The sequence below is a fragment of the Amaricoccus sp. genome, from assembly GCF_036846665.1.
GTDB lineage: Bacteria > Pseudomonadota > Alphaproteobacteria > Rhodobacterales > Rhodobacteraceae > Amaricoccus.
Genome location: NZ_DAIUBO010000111.1, coordinates 1 through 12,275, shown reverse-complemented (window position 1 = coordinate 12,275; position 12,275 = coordinate 1). Strand labels below are relative to the sequence as shown.

Annotated in this window: 12 protein-coding genes; 3 read left to right on the top strand and 9 right to left on the bottom strand. The window is 72.1% G+C overall.

Annotated features, from left to right (window positions below; all coding sequences use genetic code 11):
* Positions 1–185: 185 nt before the first annotated feature.
* The 4 genes from V7050_RS11990 to V7050_RS11975 all read right to left on the bottom strand — a co-directional run bounded on the left by V7050_RS11990 (position 186) and on the right by V7050_RS11975 (position 4,891).
* Positions 186–1,022 (bottom strand): 4-(cytidine 5'-diphospho)-2-C-methyl-D-erythritol kinase, encoded by an 837-nt coding sequence (locus V7050_RS11990; protein ID WP_324370280.1) that lies wholly within the window; start codon positions 1,020–1,022, stop codon positions 186–188.
* Positions 1,023–1,029: 7 nt separating this feature from the next.
* Positions 1,030–2,730 (bottom strand): tetratricopeptide repeat protein, encoded by a 1,701-nt coding sequence (locus tag V7050_RS11985; protein WP_324370278.1) that lies wholly within the window; start codon positions 2,728–2,730, stop codon positions 1,030–1,032.
* A gap of 94 nt (positions 2,731–2,824) precedes the next feature.
* Positions 2,825–4,483, bottom strand: coding sequence for an electron transfer flavoprotein-ubiquinone oxidoreductase (locus tag V7050_RS11980; protein WP_324374508.1), 1,659 nt, complete (start codon positions 4,481–4,483; stop codon positions 2,825–2,827).
* A gap of 69 nt (positions 4,484–4,552) precedes the next feature.
* On the bottom strand, positions 4,553–4,891 hold the full coding sequence (locus V7050_RS11975) for a hypothetical protein (protein ID WP_324368411.1): 339 nt from the start codon (positions 4,889–4,891) through the stop codon (positions 4,553–4,555).
* On the opposite strand from V7050_RS11975, the gene greA reads away from it, so the two are divergent.
* Both greA and V7050_RS11965 read left to right on the top strand, forming a co-directional pair.
* The gene (greA, locus tag V7050_RS11970) at positions 4,890–5,360 is read left to right on the top strand and encodes a transcription elongation factor GreA (protein WP_324368409.1); all 471 of its coding nucleotides are present in this window, start codon (positions 4,890–4,892) and stop codon (positions 5,358–5,360) included. The genes V7050_RS11975 and greA overlap by 2 nt on opposite strands.
* A gap of 25 nt (positions 5,361–5,385) precedes the next feature.
* Positions 5,386–6,525, top strand: a complete 1,140-nt coding sequence (locus tag V7050_RS11965; RefSeq protein ID WP_324368407.1) for a hypothetical protein — start codon at positions 5,386–5,388, stop codon at positions 6,523–6,525.
* A 296-nt stretch (positions 6,526–6,821) separates the two neighbouring features.
* Here V7050_RS11965 and V7050_RS11960 read toward each other — a convergent pair whose 3' ends face one another.
* The 5 genes from V7050_RS11960 to V7050_RS11940 all read right to left on the bottom strand — a co-directional run bounded on the left by V7050_RS11960 (position 6,822) and on the right by V7050_RS11940 (position 11,296).
* Positions 6,822–8,843, bottom strand: coding sequence for a molybdopterin-binding protein (locus V7050_RS11960; protein ID WP_324368405.1), 2,022 nt, complete (start codon positions 8,841–8,843; stop codon positions 6,822–6,824).
* Positions 8,840–9,337: a molybdopterin-guanine dinucleotide biosynthesis protein B gene (gene mobB, locus V7050_RS11955; RefSeq protein WP_324368403.1), complete on the bottom strand. Its 498-nt coding sequence runs from the start codon at positions 9,335–9,337 to the stop codon at positions 8,840–8,842. The genes V7050_RS11960 and mobB overlap by 4 nt, the downstream gene beginning before the upstream one ends.
* Positions 9,334–9,951, bottom strand: coding sequence for a molybdenum cofactor guanylyltransferase MobA (mobA, locus tag V7050_RS11950; protein WP_324368400.1), 618 nt, complete (start codon positions 9,949–9,951; stop codon positions 9,334–9,336). The genes mobB and mobA overlap by 4 nt, the downstream gene beginning before the upstream one ends.
* Entirely contained in the window at positions 9,948–10,823 is an 876-nt protein-coding gene (locus tag V7050_RS11945; protein ID WP_324368398.1) for a formate dehydrogenase accessory sulfurtransferase FdhD, read from the bottom strand. The genes mobA and V7050_RS11945 overlap by 4 nt, the downstream gene beginning before the upstream one ends.
* A gap of 209 nt (positions 10,824–11,032) precedes the next feature.
* On the bottom strand, positions 11,033–11,296 hold the full coding sequence (locus tag V7050_RS11940) for a hypothetical protein (protein ID WP_324410577.1): 264 nt from the start codon (positions 11,294–11,296) through the stop codon (positions 11,033–11,035).
* A 483-nt stretch (positions 11,297–11,779) separates the two neighbouring features.
* Here V7050_RS11940 and V7050_RS11935 point away from each other — a divergent pair.
* Positions 11,780–12,275: alanine dehydrogenase (locus V7050_RS11935; RefSeq protein WP_442885690.1), on the top strand; the 496-nt coding region annotated here is incomplete at its 3' end.

Below are 12,275 nucleotides of genomic sequence, written 5' to 3'. Positions count from 1 at the left end.
GAAGCGCCCGCCTGGGGGGCGGGCGGGCGCTGCCCGTGCTGGCGCACGGGCGGGACACGCTGCCGCAATGCGCACCGCTGAGATCGAACGCGCATGGAACACCGTCTCCGGGCAATTCACGCGCGATGTCGCGGCCACTCCAAGGCGCCGCCGTCCGGGGATACGCACCGATTTGCCTCGCCCGGTCAGCCGACCGGCGCGGCCGCCACCCACCAGGCGGGCGTCGCGCCACCGAGCGCATCCGCCGCCGCGCGCGCCGTTCCCTCGTCGGGAAAGATACCGAAGCAGGTCGCCCCCGAGCCCGACATCCGCGCCAGCCGGCAGCCCGGTGCCCCCGCCAGCGCCGCCAGCACCTCCGCCACCGCGGGCGCGAGCGCGACGGCGGGCGGCTCGAGATCGTTGCGCTGCCCGTGCAGGAAGGCGCAGAGCCGGTCGAACCCGTCGAAGGCGTCCACAGGCGGCATCGGCGACCCCGCGCGCTGCGCGAGCGCCCCGAAGACCGCGCCCGTCGCCAGCGGCACGCCGGGATTGGCCAGCACCAGCCAGAAGCGCGGCATCCCCACCGGCGCGAGCACCTCGCCGATTCCCGCCATGCGCATCGGCCGCGCCGCCAGGCAGACCGGCAGATCCGCGCCCAGAGCCAAGAGCGCCTCCGCCGGCGGCAGCGGCACCGACCAGAGCCGCGCCAGCAGCCGCAGCGCCGCCGCCGCATCCGAGGATCCCCCGCCGATGCCGCCGGCGACGGGCAGCGCCTTCGTCAGCCGGATCGCGGCGCCGCGCCCCGCGGGCCGGAGCAGCCGCGCCGCCGCGAGCACCAGGTTCGAAGCCGGATCCAGCGCCCCCGCGAAGGGTCCGTCGATCTCCAGCGCCAGATCCCGCGCCTCGGTGGCCTCCAGCCGGTCGCCCACCGCGGGAAAGACGACCAGGCTGTCGAGCAGGTGATAGCCGTCCGGCCGCCGCCCGGTGACATGCAGCGTCAGGTTTACCTTCGCCGGGGCGAATTCGCGCTCGCGGCGGGGCATGCGGCGCTCAGCCGTCGGTGCCGGGGTCCGCTTCGGAAAGCACCTGGTCGAGCCCGACCTCGAGCTTGCGCCGGACCCGGTCCATGTCGAGATCCGGCGCCGGCCCGAAGGAGAGCGCCCGGCGCCACTGGAACTCCGCCTCGCGGGTGCGCCCCACCTTCCAGAGCACGTCGCCGAGATGATCGTTGATGATCGGGTCGTCGGGGGTGAGCTCGACGGCGCGCAGCATGTGCGGCACCGCCTCCTCGAAGCGGCCCATGCGATAGAGCACCCAGCCGAGCGAATCGGTGATGTAGCCGTCGTCGGGCTGGCCCGCGACGGCGCGCTCGATCATGTCGAGCGCCTCGTCGAGGTCCCGGCCCTGCTCGACGAGGGAATAGCCGAGATAGTTCAGCACCATCGGCTGGTCGGGCGAGAGCACCAGCGCCTCGCGGAAATCGGCCTCCGCCGCCGGCCAGTTCCCCGCGCGCTCGTTGGAGATGCCGCGGGTGTAGTAGAGCACCCAATGCACCGGCTGCGGATCGGGCACGAGCGCGATCGCCGCGTCATAGGCCGCCGCCGCCTCGCCGTAGCGCTCGGCGACGCGCAGGGCATCGCCCAGCGCCGACTGGACCTCGATCTGCTCGGGATAGGCGGCCGCCAGGTCGGTCAGCGTGGCGATGCCGCCCTCGGTATCGCCCGCCGCATTCTGGGTGCTGGCGCGGCGGATCTCGGCGGTCATGTACCAGGGCGATTCCTGCGGCACGCCGGCCAGCGCCTGGGACGCGAGGTCGAACTGCTCCTCGCGCTCGAGGATATCGGCCGCGAGCAGCCGCGCCTCGACCGCGCCGGGATCCACATGGGCCGCGAGCTGCGCATGCATCAGCCCGATGCGCTCCGATTCGCTGGCGCTGAGCGCGTCGGCCAGCGTGAGCAGCGCCTCGGCCGACCCGGAGCGCGCATTGGTCACCCGGGTGAAGGCCACGTTCTCGCCGGCCGCGATCCGGTCCCGCAGGTCGAGCAGCACCGCGTTCGGGATGCCGCCCGCGAGCGCCTCGTCGAGGATCTCCAGCGCCTCGGTGTCGCGGTCGATCTGCACCAGCACCTGCGCATGGGCGACCAGCGCGCCGAGATTGACATGCAGCGGGCCGTCCTCCCCGTTCGCGAGGATCGTCGCCGCGGAGAGGAAATCGCCCGCGAGCGCGAGGGCGAGCGCCTTGTGATACTGGCCGTAGGCCTCGAGCGCGGCATTGCCCTTCAGGAGGTCGAAGCGCTCCTGGGCGGCGGAGAAATCCCCCATCCCCACCTCGACCCAGCCGGAGAGCAGCCCCGCGAGCAGCGGCGGCACCGAGGGGCCCGCCTCGTCGAGGAGATCCCGCGCCGCGGCGAAATCCTCCTTGGCGATGGCATCGGAGACCTGCACCACGACCGCGATCTGGTTGCCGGGCATCGCCTCGGCGAGCCCGTCGGCGATCCCGGTCGCCCCCGCGACGTCCCCGGCCGCGACATGGGCGACGATGCTGTTCTGCATCAACGCGATATTCTGCGGATCGATCGCCAGCGCCCGGTCGAGATATTCCGCCGAGGCCACGTAATCGTTGCGGAAATCCGCCTGCATCGCCGCGAGATAGGCCCCCGACAGGCTCGTCGCCCGCGCCCCCGGGGCGGCGGCGAGGACCAGGAAGCCCAGGCAGGCGCCCCGCAGCATTCGGCCTAGCGATTGTCGCACGAAGTCATCTCCCGGTTCCGAAGCGCGCGCGAGCCTATTCCCCGCGCCCGGCCGTTGCAATCGCGGGACGCGGCCCGGACCCCCCGCGCCGCCTTCACATGTTCGGGTAGTTCGGCCCGTCGCCCCCCTGCGGCGTGACCCAGGTGATGTTCTGGCTCGGATCCTTGATGTCGCAGGTTTTGCAATGCACGCAGTTCTGGAAGTTGATCCGGAACTGCGGGTTCGAGCCGTCCTCGTCGCGCAGCACCTCGTAGACCCCGGCCGGGCAATAGCGCTGCGCCGGCTCGCCGTAGCGCGGCAGGTTCACCTCGATCGGCACCGAAGGATCCTTCAGCGTCAGATGCGGCGGCTGGCTCTCCTCGTGGTTGGTGAAGGAGAAGGCCACATTGGTCAGCCGGTCGAAGGACAGCACCCCGTCGGGCTTCGGGTAGTCGATCGGCGCGAAATCCGCCGCCAGCCCGGTGGCCGCGGCATCGGTCTTGCCATGCTGCATCGAGCCGAAGAGCGAGCGGTCGCCGAAGAGCGTGTTCCACCACATGTCGAAGCCGCCGAGCCCGAGCGAGGGCAGGAGGCCCCAGCGCGACCACATCGGCTTGACGTTGCGCACGGGCCTGAGGTCCGCCGCGATCGGCCCGCTCCGCACCGCCTCCTCGTATCCGGTGAGCTCGTCGCCCGACCGCCCGGCGGCGATCGCCGCCTGCGCCGCCTCGGCGGCCGCGATGCCCGAGAGCATGGCGTTGTGGTTGCCCTTGATGCGCGGCACGTTCACGAAGCCCGCCGAGCAGCCGAGCAGCGCGCCGCCGGGGAAGACCAGCTTCGGGATCGACTGCCAGCCGCCCTCCGAGATCGCGCGCGCGCCATAGGCCACGCGCTTGCCGCCCCGCAGGAGGTCCGCGACCATCGGATGATGCTTGAACCGCTGGAACTCCATGTAGGGGTAGAGATGCGGGTTGGCGTAGTTGAGATGCACCACGAAGCCGACGAAGACCTGGTTGTTCTCCAGGTGATAGATGAAGGACCCGCCCCCGGCGTTGCGACCGAGCGGCCAGCCCATGGTATGCACCACGCGCCCCTCGTGATGGACCTCCGGGCGGACCTCCCAGATCTCCTTCATGCCGAGCCCGTATTTCTGCGGCTCGTGCCCTGCGGCGAGATCGAACCGGGCGATGGCCTGCTTCGAGAGCGAGCCGCGCACGCCCTCGGCGAGCAGCACGTATTTGCCGAGCAGCTCCATGCCCGGCTCGTAATTCGGCCCCGGCGTCCGGTCGGGGTTCAGCCCGAACTCGCCCGCGACCACGCCGCGCAGCGCGCCGTCCTCGCCGAGCACCAGCGCGCTCGCCGCCATGCCGGGGAAGATCTCGACACCCAGGGCCTCCGCCTCGCCGGCCATCCAGCGGCAGACATTGGCCATGGAGACGATGTAATTGCCGTGGTTCTTCATCAGGGGCGGCATCGGCCAGCCGGGGATGCGCAGGACGCCCGCCTGCCCCAGCATGTAGAAACGGTCGTCGGTGACCGGCACGGTGACCGGCGCGCCGCGCTCGCGCCAGTCCGGGAGCAGCCGGTCGAGCCCGGCGGGGTCGAGCACCGCGCCCGAGAGGATATGCGCGCCGACCTCGGAGCCCTTCTCCAGCACCACCACCGAGAGCTCGGGGTCGAGCTGCTTGAGCCGGATCGCCGCCGAGAGACCCGCCGGTCCGGCGCCGACGATGACGACATCGTATTCCATGGACTCGCGCGCGCTCTCGGCCATCGCTCTTCCTTTCCGCCGCCCTCCGGGCATACCGCGCCGACGCCTAGCCAAGCCGGGCCGGGAGGTCAATCACGGGCGGAGCGGCCGCAGGGCGATCACGTCTGCAAACGCCACCTTGTCCATCGAAATATGGGGCGTCACCACCCCGCCCCCAGGCGGGCGCTTCGCTTCCGCCCGGTGCAGGCGCTGCCCTCGTCTTGTAGCGAGACGGTCGCGCTTGGAACCGCATGCGCCGGGCACAATTGCGCGGCTTTCGCGCCGAATCTGCGCCTTGCGGCCGCATGGCCGCAATCCTATGTTGACCGGGATCCGGACGTTTGGGTCCGCGATCGGGGCCATGGCACGACCATCGGCGATCGTGATGGCATTTTTCAACCGCGACATGACTGCGGTGCGGAGGACAGGCATGGAAAAGGTTCCGCTGACCGCCAAGGGATTCGCTCGGCTCGATGCCGAGCTCAAGAAGCTCAAGAGCATCGAGCGCCCGGCCATCATCAAGGCGATCGCCGAGGCCCGCGAGCACGGCGACCTGAGCGAGAACGCCGAATACCATGCGGCGCGCGAGCGACAGAGCTTCGTCGAGGGCCGCATCCGCGAGCTCGAGGGCATGATCGGCCGAAGCGAGGTCATCGACCCGACCCGCATGTCCGGGCCGATCAAGTTCGGCGCGACCGTGGTCATCCTCGACGAGGACACCGAGGAAGAGCGGACCTACCAGATCGTCGGCGAGCCCGAGGCCAGCATCGAGGAGGGGCTTCTCAACATGAAGTCCCCGCTCGCCCGCGCGCTGATCGGCAAGGAGCCCGGCGACAGCGTCGAGGTCCGCACCCCGGGCGGCACGCGGTCCTACGAGGTCGTCTCGGTCGCCTTCGTATGACCCGCGCGGCGTGAGGGGCGCGGCCATGCCGCTCCGCTCCCCGGATCGCGCGGGCTGGCTCGACCGTTTCCGCGACCTCTCCGGGCCGCGCCGCTGGGCCGCGATCGCGAGCGCGGTCTGGATCGCCGTGGTCTGCAGCTATGCGATCGGGTTCTTCGCCCGGAGCGCCGGCGTGCTCGACCGCGGGACGGTCTTCGTCGACGGACTGTTCTTCCTCGTGGCCCTGGTCCTGCCGCTCCTCCTGGTCTGGCTGGCCGCCTGGCTCGCCGAGGAACTGGCACGCCAGCGCGAGGTGATCGCGGCGCTTGCGGAGGTGACACCGCCGCTCATGGCGGAGCTCGCCGCCACCCGCGCCGCCCTCCAGGCCGGCACCGGCCCGAGCCGGGCGGATCTCCAGGAGGCGGTCCGCGCCGGCATCGCCGGCGTCAGCCGCGGCCCGGATGTCGAATCCCACCTCCTGCGGATCGCCGCCGCCCTGACCCGCTCGGACAAGGCGCTGCGCGAGATCGCCGAGCGCGTCACCGCCCCCCCGGCCCCCGCCGCCCCGACGCCCGAGGCCGCGCCCTCGCCCCGGCCCGCCCCGGCGCCCGAGCCGCGGCCCGAACCGCAACCCGAGCCAACGGCACGCGCGACACCGCCCGAGCCGCCGGCCCAGCCGAGCCTGCCGCTCCTGACCGGAAACGAGCCCGATACGAAGCCCGGCTGGGACGTGCTGATCCGCGCGCTGGACTTCCCCCGCGACGCCAAGGACCACGACGGGTTCCGGGCGCTCAAGATCGCGATCCGCCACCCGAGCCTCGCGCAGATGCTCCAGGCCGCCGAGGACGTGCTGAGCCTCCTGGCGCAGGAAGGCATCTACGCCGACGAGCTGGCCGTCGAGCCGGGGACCGCCGGCGACTGGCGGCGATTCATGGCCGGCGCCCGCGGCCCCGAGGTCGCCGCCGTGGGCGGGATCCGCGACCCCGAGGTGCTGGCGACGGCGCGGCGCATGATGAAGTCCGATCCGATCTTCCGCGACACGGCCCTCTTCTTTCACCGCCGCTTCGACGCCGTGCTCGGCGAATTCGCCGCCGACGCCGAGGACGACCAGATCCTCGCCATCGCCGATACCCGCTCCGGCCGGGCCTTCATGCTGCTCGCACGCCTGAGCGGCGCCTTCGACTGACACGGATCGCCGCCCGTCTCCCGTTCCGGCGCCGCCTCCTCTTCGCGGATTTGGCAGGTGGCAGTTCCGACCCCGCTCGGCCTCCGCGCTCGCGCGCTCCGGCCGACGAACCGGCGCGAGGCAATGCCTCGCCTTTGCCGGTTCGGGATGTTTCTTGGCCGATCAGTTCACCCCGATGTCGTCCGCGGCGAGCCCGGGCAAGATCGCGTTAACACAAAACTCCTTTAACATCAGATACATGTTTTCTGTCCCCATGGGGACAGGCGTTTGCCGCCGATCCGTCCCGGCCCCGGGCCTCAGAGCCCGAACTCGGAAAACGGCAGGTAGCGCACCGGATCGCCGGGCCGGATCCGGCGGGCTTCGTCGCCGAGCTCGACCAGCCCCGCCGCCCAGACGAGGCCCGAGACCCGGCCCGAGCCCTCCGAGCGGAAGACCTCCGCCGCCCCTCCCTCCGTCAGCCGGGCGCGGAGATATTCCACCCGCCCGGCCTTCTTGTCCTTCTCGAAACCCGCCGGCACGGTGAAGCCCCGCGGCCGCTGCCAGGGGGCGCCGGCAAGGCGCAGCAGCGCGGGCCGCGCGAAGACCAGGGCGCAGGTGAAGGCCGCGACCGGATTGCCCGGCAGGCCGAAGACCGGCCGCCCCTGCCAGAGCCCCAGCGCCAGCGGCCGGCCCGGCTTCACCGCGATGCGCCAGGTCTCGAGGCTCCCGCGGCTCCGGAGCAGCGCCGCCACATGGTCCTCGTCGCCCGCCGAGGCGCCGCCCGAGGTCAGGAGCGCGTCGGCCGCCCCCGCGCCCCGGTCGAGCGCCGCCGCCATGGCCTCGGGATCGTCGCGCGCATGGCCGAGGTCGACCGCCTCGAAATCCCAGCGGCGCAGCACCTCCAGCAGCATCGGCCGGTTGGCGTCATGCACCTGATGGACCGCCGCCGCCGCGCCCGGCGCCACCACCTCGTCGCCCGTCGAAAGGACCGCGACCCGGAGCCGCCGCCGCACCGGAAGCGATCCCAGCCCCGTGGCCGCGGCGAGGGCGAGATCCTGCGGCCGCAAGCGATGCCCTTCGGGCAGGATCTCCGAGCCGCCCTCGACGTCCTCGCCGCCCGCCCGCGTATTGGCGCCGCGCCGGAGCCCGCGCGCGAAGCGGATCACCCCGCCGTCCCGGGCGACATCCTCCTCCAGGACCACGGTATCGACGCCCACCGGCAGCAGCGCGCCGGTGAGGATGCGGATCGCCTGCCCCGCCGGCACCTCGCCCGGATAGGGCACGCCCGCCGCCGCCCGGCCCTCGGCGAGCGGCAGCACATGCGGCGATCCGCCGAGCGCGGCATGGGCGAAGCCGTAGCCGTCCACGGCGGCATTCGGCCCCGGCGGATGCGACCGCCGCGCCACCACGGGATCGGCCAGGATCCGCCCGCCCGCCGCGCCGAGCGGCAGGGTCTCGGGCTCCGCGACCGGGCTCAACCCCTCGCGCAGCTTCGCCAGCGCCGCCGCGACAGGAACCCAGTCCACCCCCGGCGGCATCGCAAAGCAATCGTTGCGCAGCGGCGGCACCGCCGGCCGCGCGGCGGCACGCAGGGCCGCCTCCTGGCCGACGCCGAGAATCCAGCCCTCCTCGCGGACGACAATCTCGCGCTCGACGGCATCGAGATCGGGCGGCCCGAGAAAGAGCGGCGCGAGCGCGCCCTCCCGATCGAGCGCCGCGAGGGCGCGGGCGGTCTCGCGGACCCGGTCCTCGCCCCGGATCGCGCCCTCGGCCGGCGCCGCCGGCAGCAGCGACGGGCGGATCTCGGCCAGCACGATCGGCTTCCCGCCGCATGCGAGACCGGTTTCGAAGGGCCAGACCGCGATCGCCCCGGCCAGCGCCGGATCCCGCCGAAGCGCGCGGAGGACCGAGAATCCGGCCAGAACCTGCCCGCCGCCTGCGCCCGCCTTCACGACCGTCTCGACCGGCCGGTCCGAGCGAACCCGGGCCTCGACGATCCGGCGCCCGGGCCGATCCGGCAGGTCGAGCCCGTCGGGTCCGTCGCGCGACCGATCCGCCAGATGCTCCCAGAGTGCCGGCGCGCTCGCCTCGCCCGTCAGCGCCTCGGCGAGGCCGGTGGCACAGCCGAAGGGAAAGTCGAACCCGACCAGCACCCGCCGCCCCGCGGCATGCGCCGCCGCCAGACGGGCGGCAAGCCAGCCCATGGCCGCCTCGCGCGTCGGGAAGGTGTCCGGCGCCTCCTCACCCTGCCCGGCGAGGCCGATCCGGACGGGATCGGCCGGGCGCCGGTCCGGCGCGGACCAGTCGACGACGAGGATCGAATCGAAGGCGGCGGTCACCGCAGCCCGACCCGGCCGAGGATGAAATCGGCGATCCCGGGGACGTCGTCGAGATCGAAAGCCGGGACCGGCAGCCCCTCGATCGGCGCATCCGTCGCGACGGCCTCGATCGTCGGATCGCCTCGCGCGATCAGGTCCTGCGCCGTCGCCGCGCGCCGCGCTTCGATCTTGGGGTGCCGGTCGCGCTTGAACCCTTCGACCAGCACCAGATCGACCGGCGCGAGCTGCCCGATCAGGGCACCGAGCTCAGGCTCCGGCCGGCCGCGGTTCTCGGTCATCAGCGCCCAGCGGCTGGACGAGGAGACGAGCACCTGGCTCGCGCCGGCCCGGCGATGGCGATGGCTGTCCTTGCCCGGCTGGTCCACGTCGAAGGCGTGATGCGCGTGCTTGATCGTGGAGACGCTCAGCCCGCGGCCGGTGATCTCTGTCACCAGACGCTCGACGAGCGTGGTTTTGCCGGAGTTCTTCCAGCCCGTCACGCCATAGACCTTCATCGCGTCGCGGCGGCGAGATAGGCATCGGCGGCGGCCAGATCCTCGGGCGCGTTGACGTTGAAGAATGGATCGGGAACGGCCTGGGGAAAGACCGCCCTCGCGCAGCCGCGCGGCTCGGTGAAGGCGACGACCCGGCGCTGGCCCGCCGCGAGCGTGGCCCGCAGCTCCTCCCGAAGGGCCACCGGCCAGAGGCCGAAGGTCGGGTGCCTGTCCGTTCCGCCGGAGGCGTTCCGCGTCACCGCCATCGCCAGCGGCAGGCCTTCGGCGCGCGCCGCGGCGCGCAGCTCGGCCACCAGAGTCTCGGGAAAGAACGGCGTGTCGGCCGCGGCGGTCACCAGCAGCTCCGCCTCCCCCTCGGCCGCCCAGTCCATGCCGGCCAGCACGCCGGCGAGCGGGCCGGGGAAATCCCCGACGCTGTCGGGCAGGACCGGCAGGCCGAATTCCGCAAAGCGCGCCGGCGCGCCATTGGCGTTCAGCGCCAGCATCCCGACCTGGGGCGCGAGGCGCGCGATCACATGCGCCAGGATCGGGCGGCCCCCGACCGGCAGCAGGCATTTGTCGCCGCCGCCCATGCGCTGCGAGAGGCCGCCCGCGAGGATCACCCCGGCGATCATGGCACTTCGCCCGCGGATTTGCGGCGATGCCGCGCCGGCTCGTCGGGGATAGTGGCGGGATCGACGTCCCAGACCAGCCGCTCCGCCCCGGAGAGGCAGACGAAGCGATGGCCGCGCATCCGCCCCACCAGCGTCAGGCCCACCTGCCGCGCGATTTCGACCCCCCAGGCGGTGAAGCCCGAGCGGCTGGCGAGCGCCGGAACGCCCATGCGCGCCGTCTTGATGACCATCTCGGAGGTCAGCCGCCCGGTTGTGTAGAGCAGCTTGTCCGTCGCGCCGACCCGCTCGAGCGCCATCCAGCCCGCGATCTTGTCCACGGCGTTGTGCCGGCCGACGTCCTCCATGTAGACCAAGGGCCGCCGTCCCTGGCACAGCACCGTGCCATGGATCGCGCCGGCGGCGAGATAGAGGCTCGGGGTCGTGTTGATCGCGGCGGCCAGCGCGTAGAGATCCGAGACCGGCAGGCGGGAGGCCGGCAGCACCAGCCCCTCGAGCCCCGCCATCATGTCGCCGAAGACCGTGCCAACGGCGCATCCCGAGGTGCGGGTCTTCTTGCGGAGCTTCTCCTCGTAATCGGTCTGGCGCGCCGTCCGGACGACGACGGCCTCGACCTCCTCGTCATGGTCGACGCCGAGGATGACGTCCTCCGGCCGCAGCATGCCCTGGTTGAGCAGGAAGCCCACGGCCAGATAGGCGGGATGGTCGCCGATGGTCATGGCGGTGACGATCTCCTGCCCGTTGAGGAAGATCGTCAGCGGCCGTTCCTCGACGACCCGGATGTCCTGCTCGGCACCGGTCTGGTCGAGCCCGCGCACGATGCGCGTGAGCCGCGCGCCGTCGGGATCGGGGGCGATCAGATAGGTTCCGGCCATCGGGGAGGCTGCAGCGCTGGGCATGGCGGTCTAGGATAGACGAGCCCGCGCTTCCGCGGCAATCCCGATCCGGAACTGGCGGACGACACCATACCGAAGCCGGATCCTCCGTTCCGGGCGGCGAGCCGCGGCCCGGGCGTCGTCGGAGCGGACCCGAATGTTGCGAAGGGGCTGGCGCCCCTTCGCATCGCTCTCATCGAAGGAGAGGCTTATTCGAAGTAGCTCTTGTAGACGTCCATCAGCGTGAGATCGCCCGTGCAGTCGGCGGTCAGCTTCTGATGGATCTCTTCGGAGGTGATTTCCTGGCTGGACGCCATCTCCGCGTTCGCCGATTCGAGCTCGGCGATCGCCGCCATCTGGCCGGCGTTGTCCATGGCGGCGTAATCCGCGCAAGCCATCGTGGCGGCATCCTGAGCAAACGCCGGAAGGCTCGCGGCCCCGGCGATCGCAACCGTCATGAGAATCCTCTTCATTTCAGTCGCTCCAGTCTGTGCATGCCGCCGTCTTGCGGCGACGGCAACTTAGCAAGAAAATTCCCCGGCGCAACTCGAAGCTCGGAACTTTCTCCCAATTTCCGGAGGGCCATCACAGCTTTGTTTGCTCGCTCATGGGCCGGCCCCATACTCGCGTCCCGCTGCGTCGGCCCCTGCCCCCCGCGCAGGACAGCGCCCCGGCCCCTCCCGGGGCCAACGCGCGGCCCTTCCTGATTCGCGGCCCGGCCACCCCGCCGTCCTCACCCGGGGCATGGCCGGAGATCCGCGTGTCGGCCCGGGCGAGACGGAGGTTCCCCGGGTCGATCGAATCGAAAGCCGGTGACAGAAGATCCTTGCGCCAACCGGGACTTTGTCGTGGGATCGTGCCGGAGCCTGGACGAAAGGCCGGCAGGCTCGCAGCCACCTGGGCGCCGCAGGCGCCATGCTCGGAACCGCCGGCAACGAACACGAAGGGAGGAAGGAATGCTCATCGGCTGCCCGAAGGAGATCAAGAACCAGGAATACCGCGTCGGCATCACGCCGGCCGCCGCCCGCGAAGCCGTCGCGCACGGCCATTCGGTTCTGATGGAAGCGGGCGCGGGCGCGGGATCGGGATTCCCGGACGCCGACTACGCGGCGATCGGCGCGGAGATCGTGGGATCGGCCGAGGAGGTCTTCGCGCGGGCGGAAATGGTGGTGAAGGTCAAGGAGCCCCAGCCGGTCGAGCGGGCCCGGCTGCGCGAGGGACAGCTGCTCTTCACCTATCTGCATCTCGCGCCCGACCCCGATCAGACCCGCGATCTGCTCGAATCCGGCGTCACCGCGATCGCCTACGAGACGGTGACCGACAGGACCGGCGGGCTGCCGCTGCTCGCGCCCATGTCCGAGGGGGCGGGCAAGCTCGCGCCGCCGGGCTGCGCCTGGGCGGCGCCGAAGGCCAATGGCGGCCGCGGCGCGCTGAGTGGGGGCGTGCCCCGCG

Excerpts from the sequence above, each read along its gene's own strand:
- V7050_RS11990 (WP_324370280.1), bottom strand. The coding sequence starts at position 1,022 with ATGCCCCGCCGCGAGCGCGAATTCGCCCCGGCGAAGGTAAACCTGACG.
- V7050_RS11945 (WP_324368398.1), bottom strand. The coding sequence starts at position 10,823 with ATGGCCGGAACCTATCTGATCGCCCCCGATCCCGACGGCGCGCGGCTC.
- greA (WP_324368409.1), top strand. The coding sequence starts at position 4,890 with ATGGAAAAGGTTCCGCTGACCGCCAAGGGATTCGCTCGGCTCGATGCC.
- mobA (WP_324368400.1), bottom strand. The coding sequence starts at position 9,951 with ATGATCGCCGGGGTGATCCTCGCGGGCGGCCTCTCGCAGCGCATGGGC.
- mobB (WP_324368403.1), bottom strand. The coding sequence starts at position 9,337 with ATGAAGGTCTATGGCGTGACGGGCTGGAAGAACTCCGGCAAAACCACG.
- V7050_RS11965 (WP_324368407.1), top strand. The coding sequence starts at position 5,386 with ATGCCGCTCCGCTCCCCGGATCGCGCGGGCTGGCTCGACCGTTTCCGC.
- V7050_RS11980 (WP_324374508.1), bottom strand. The coding sequence starts at position 4,483 with ATGGCCGAGAGCGCGCGCGAGTCCATGGAATACGATGTCGTCATCGTC.
- V7050_RS11940 (WP_324410577.1), bottom strand. The coding sequence starts at position 11,296 with ATGAAGAGGATTCTCATGACGGTTGCGATCGCCGGGGCCGCGAGCCTT.
- V7050_RS11975 (WP_324368411.1), bottom strand. The coding sequence starts at position 4,891 with ATGCCTGTCCTCCGCACCGCAGTCATGTCGCGGTTGAAAAATGCCATC.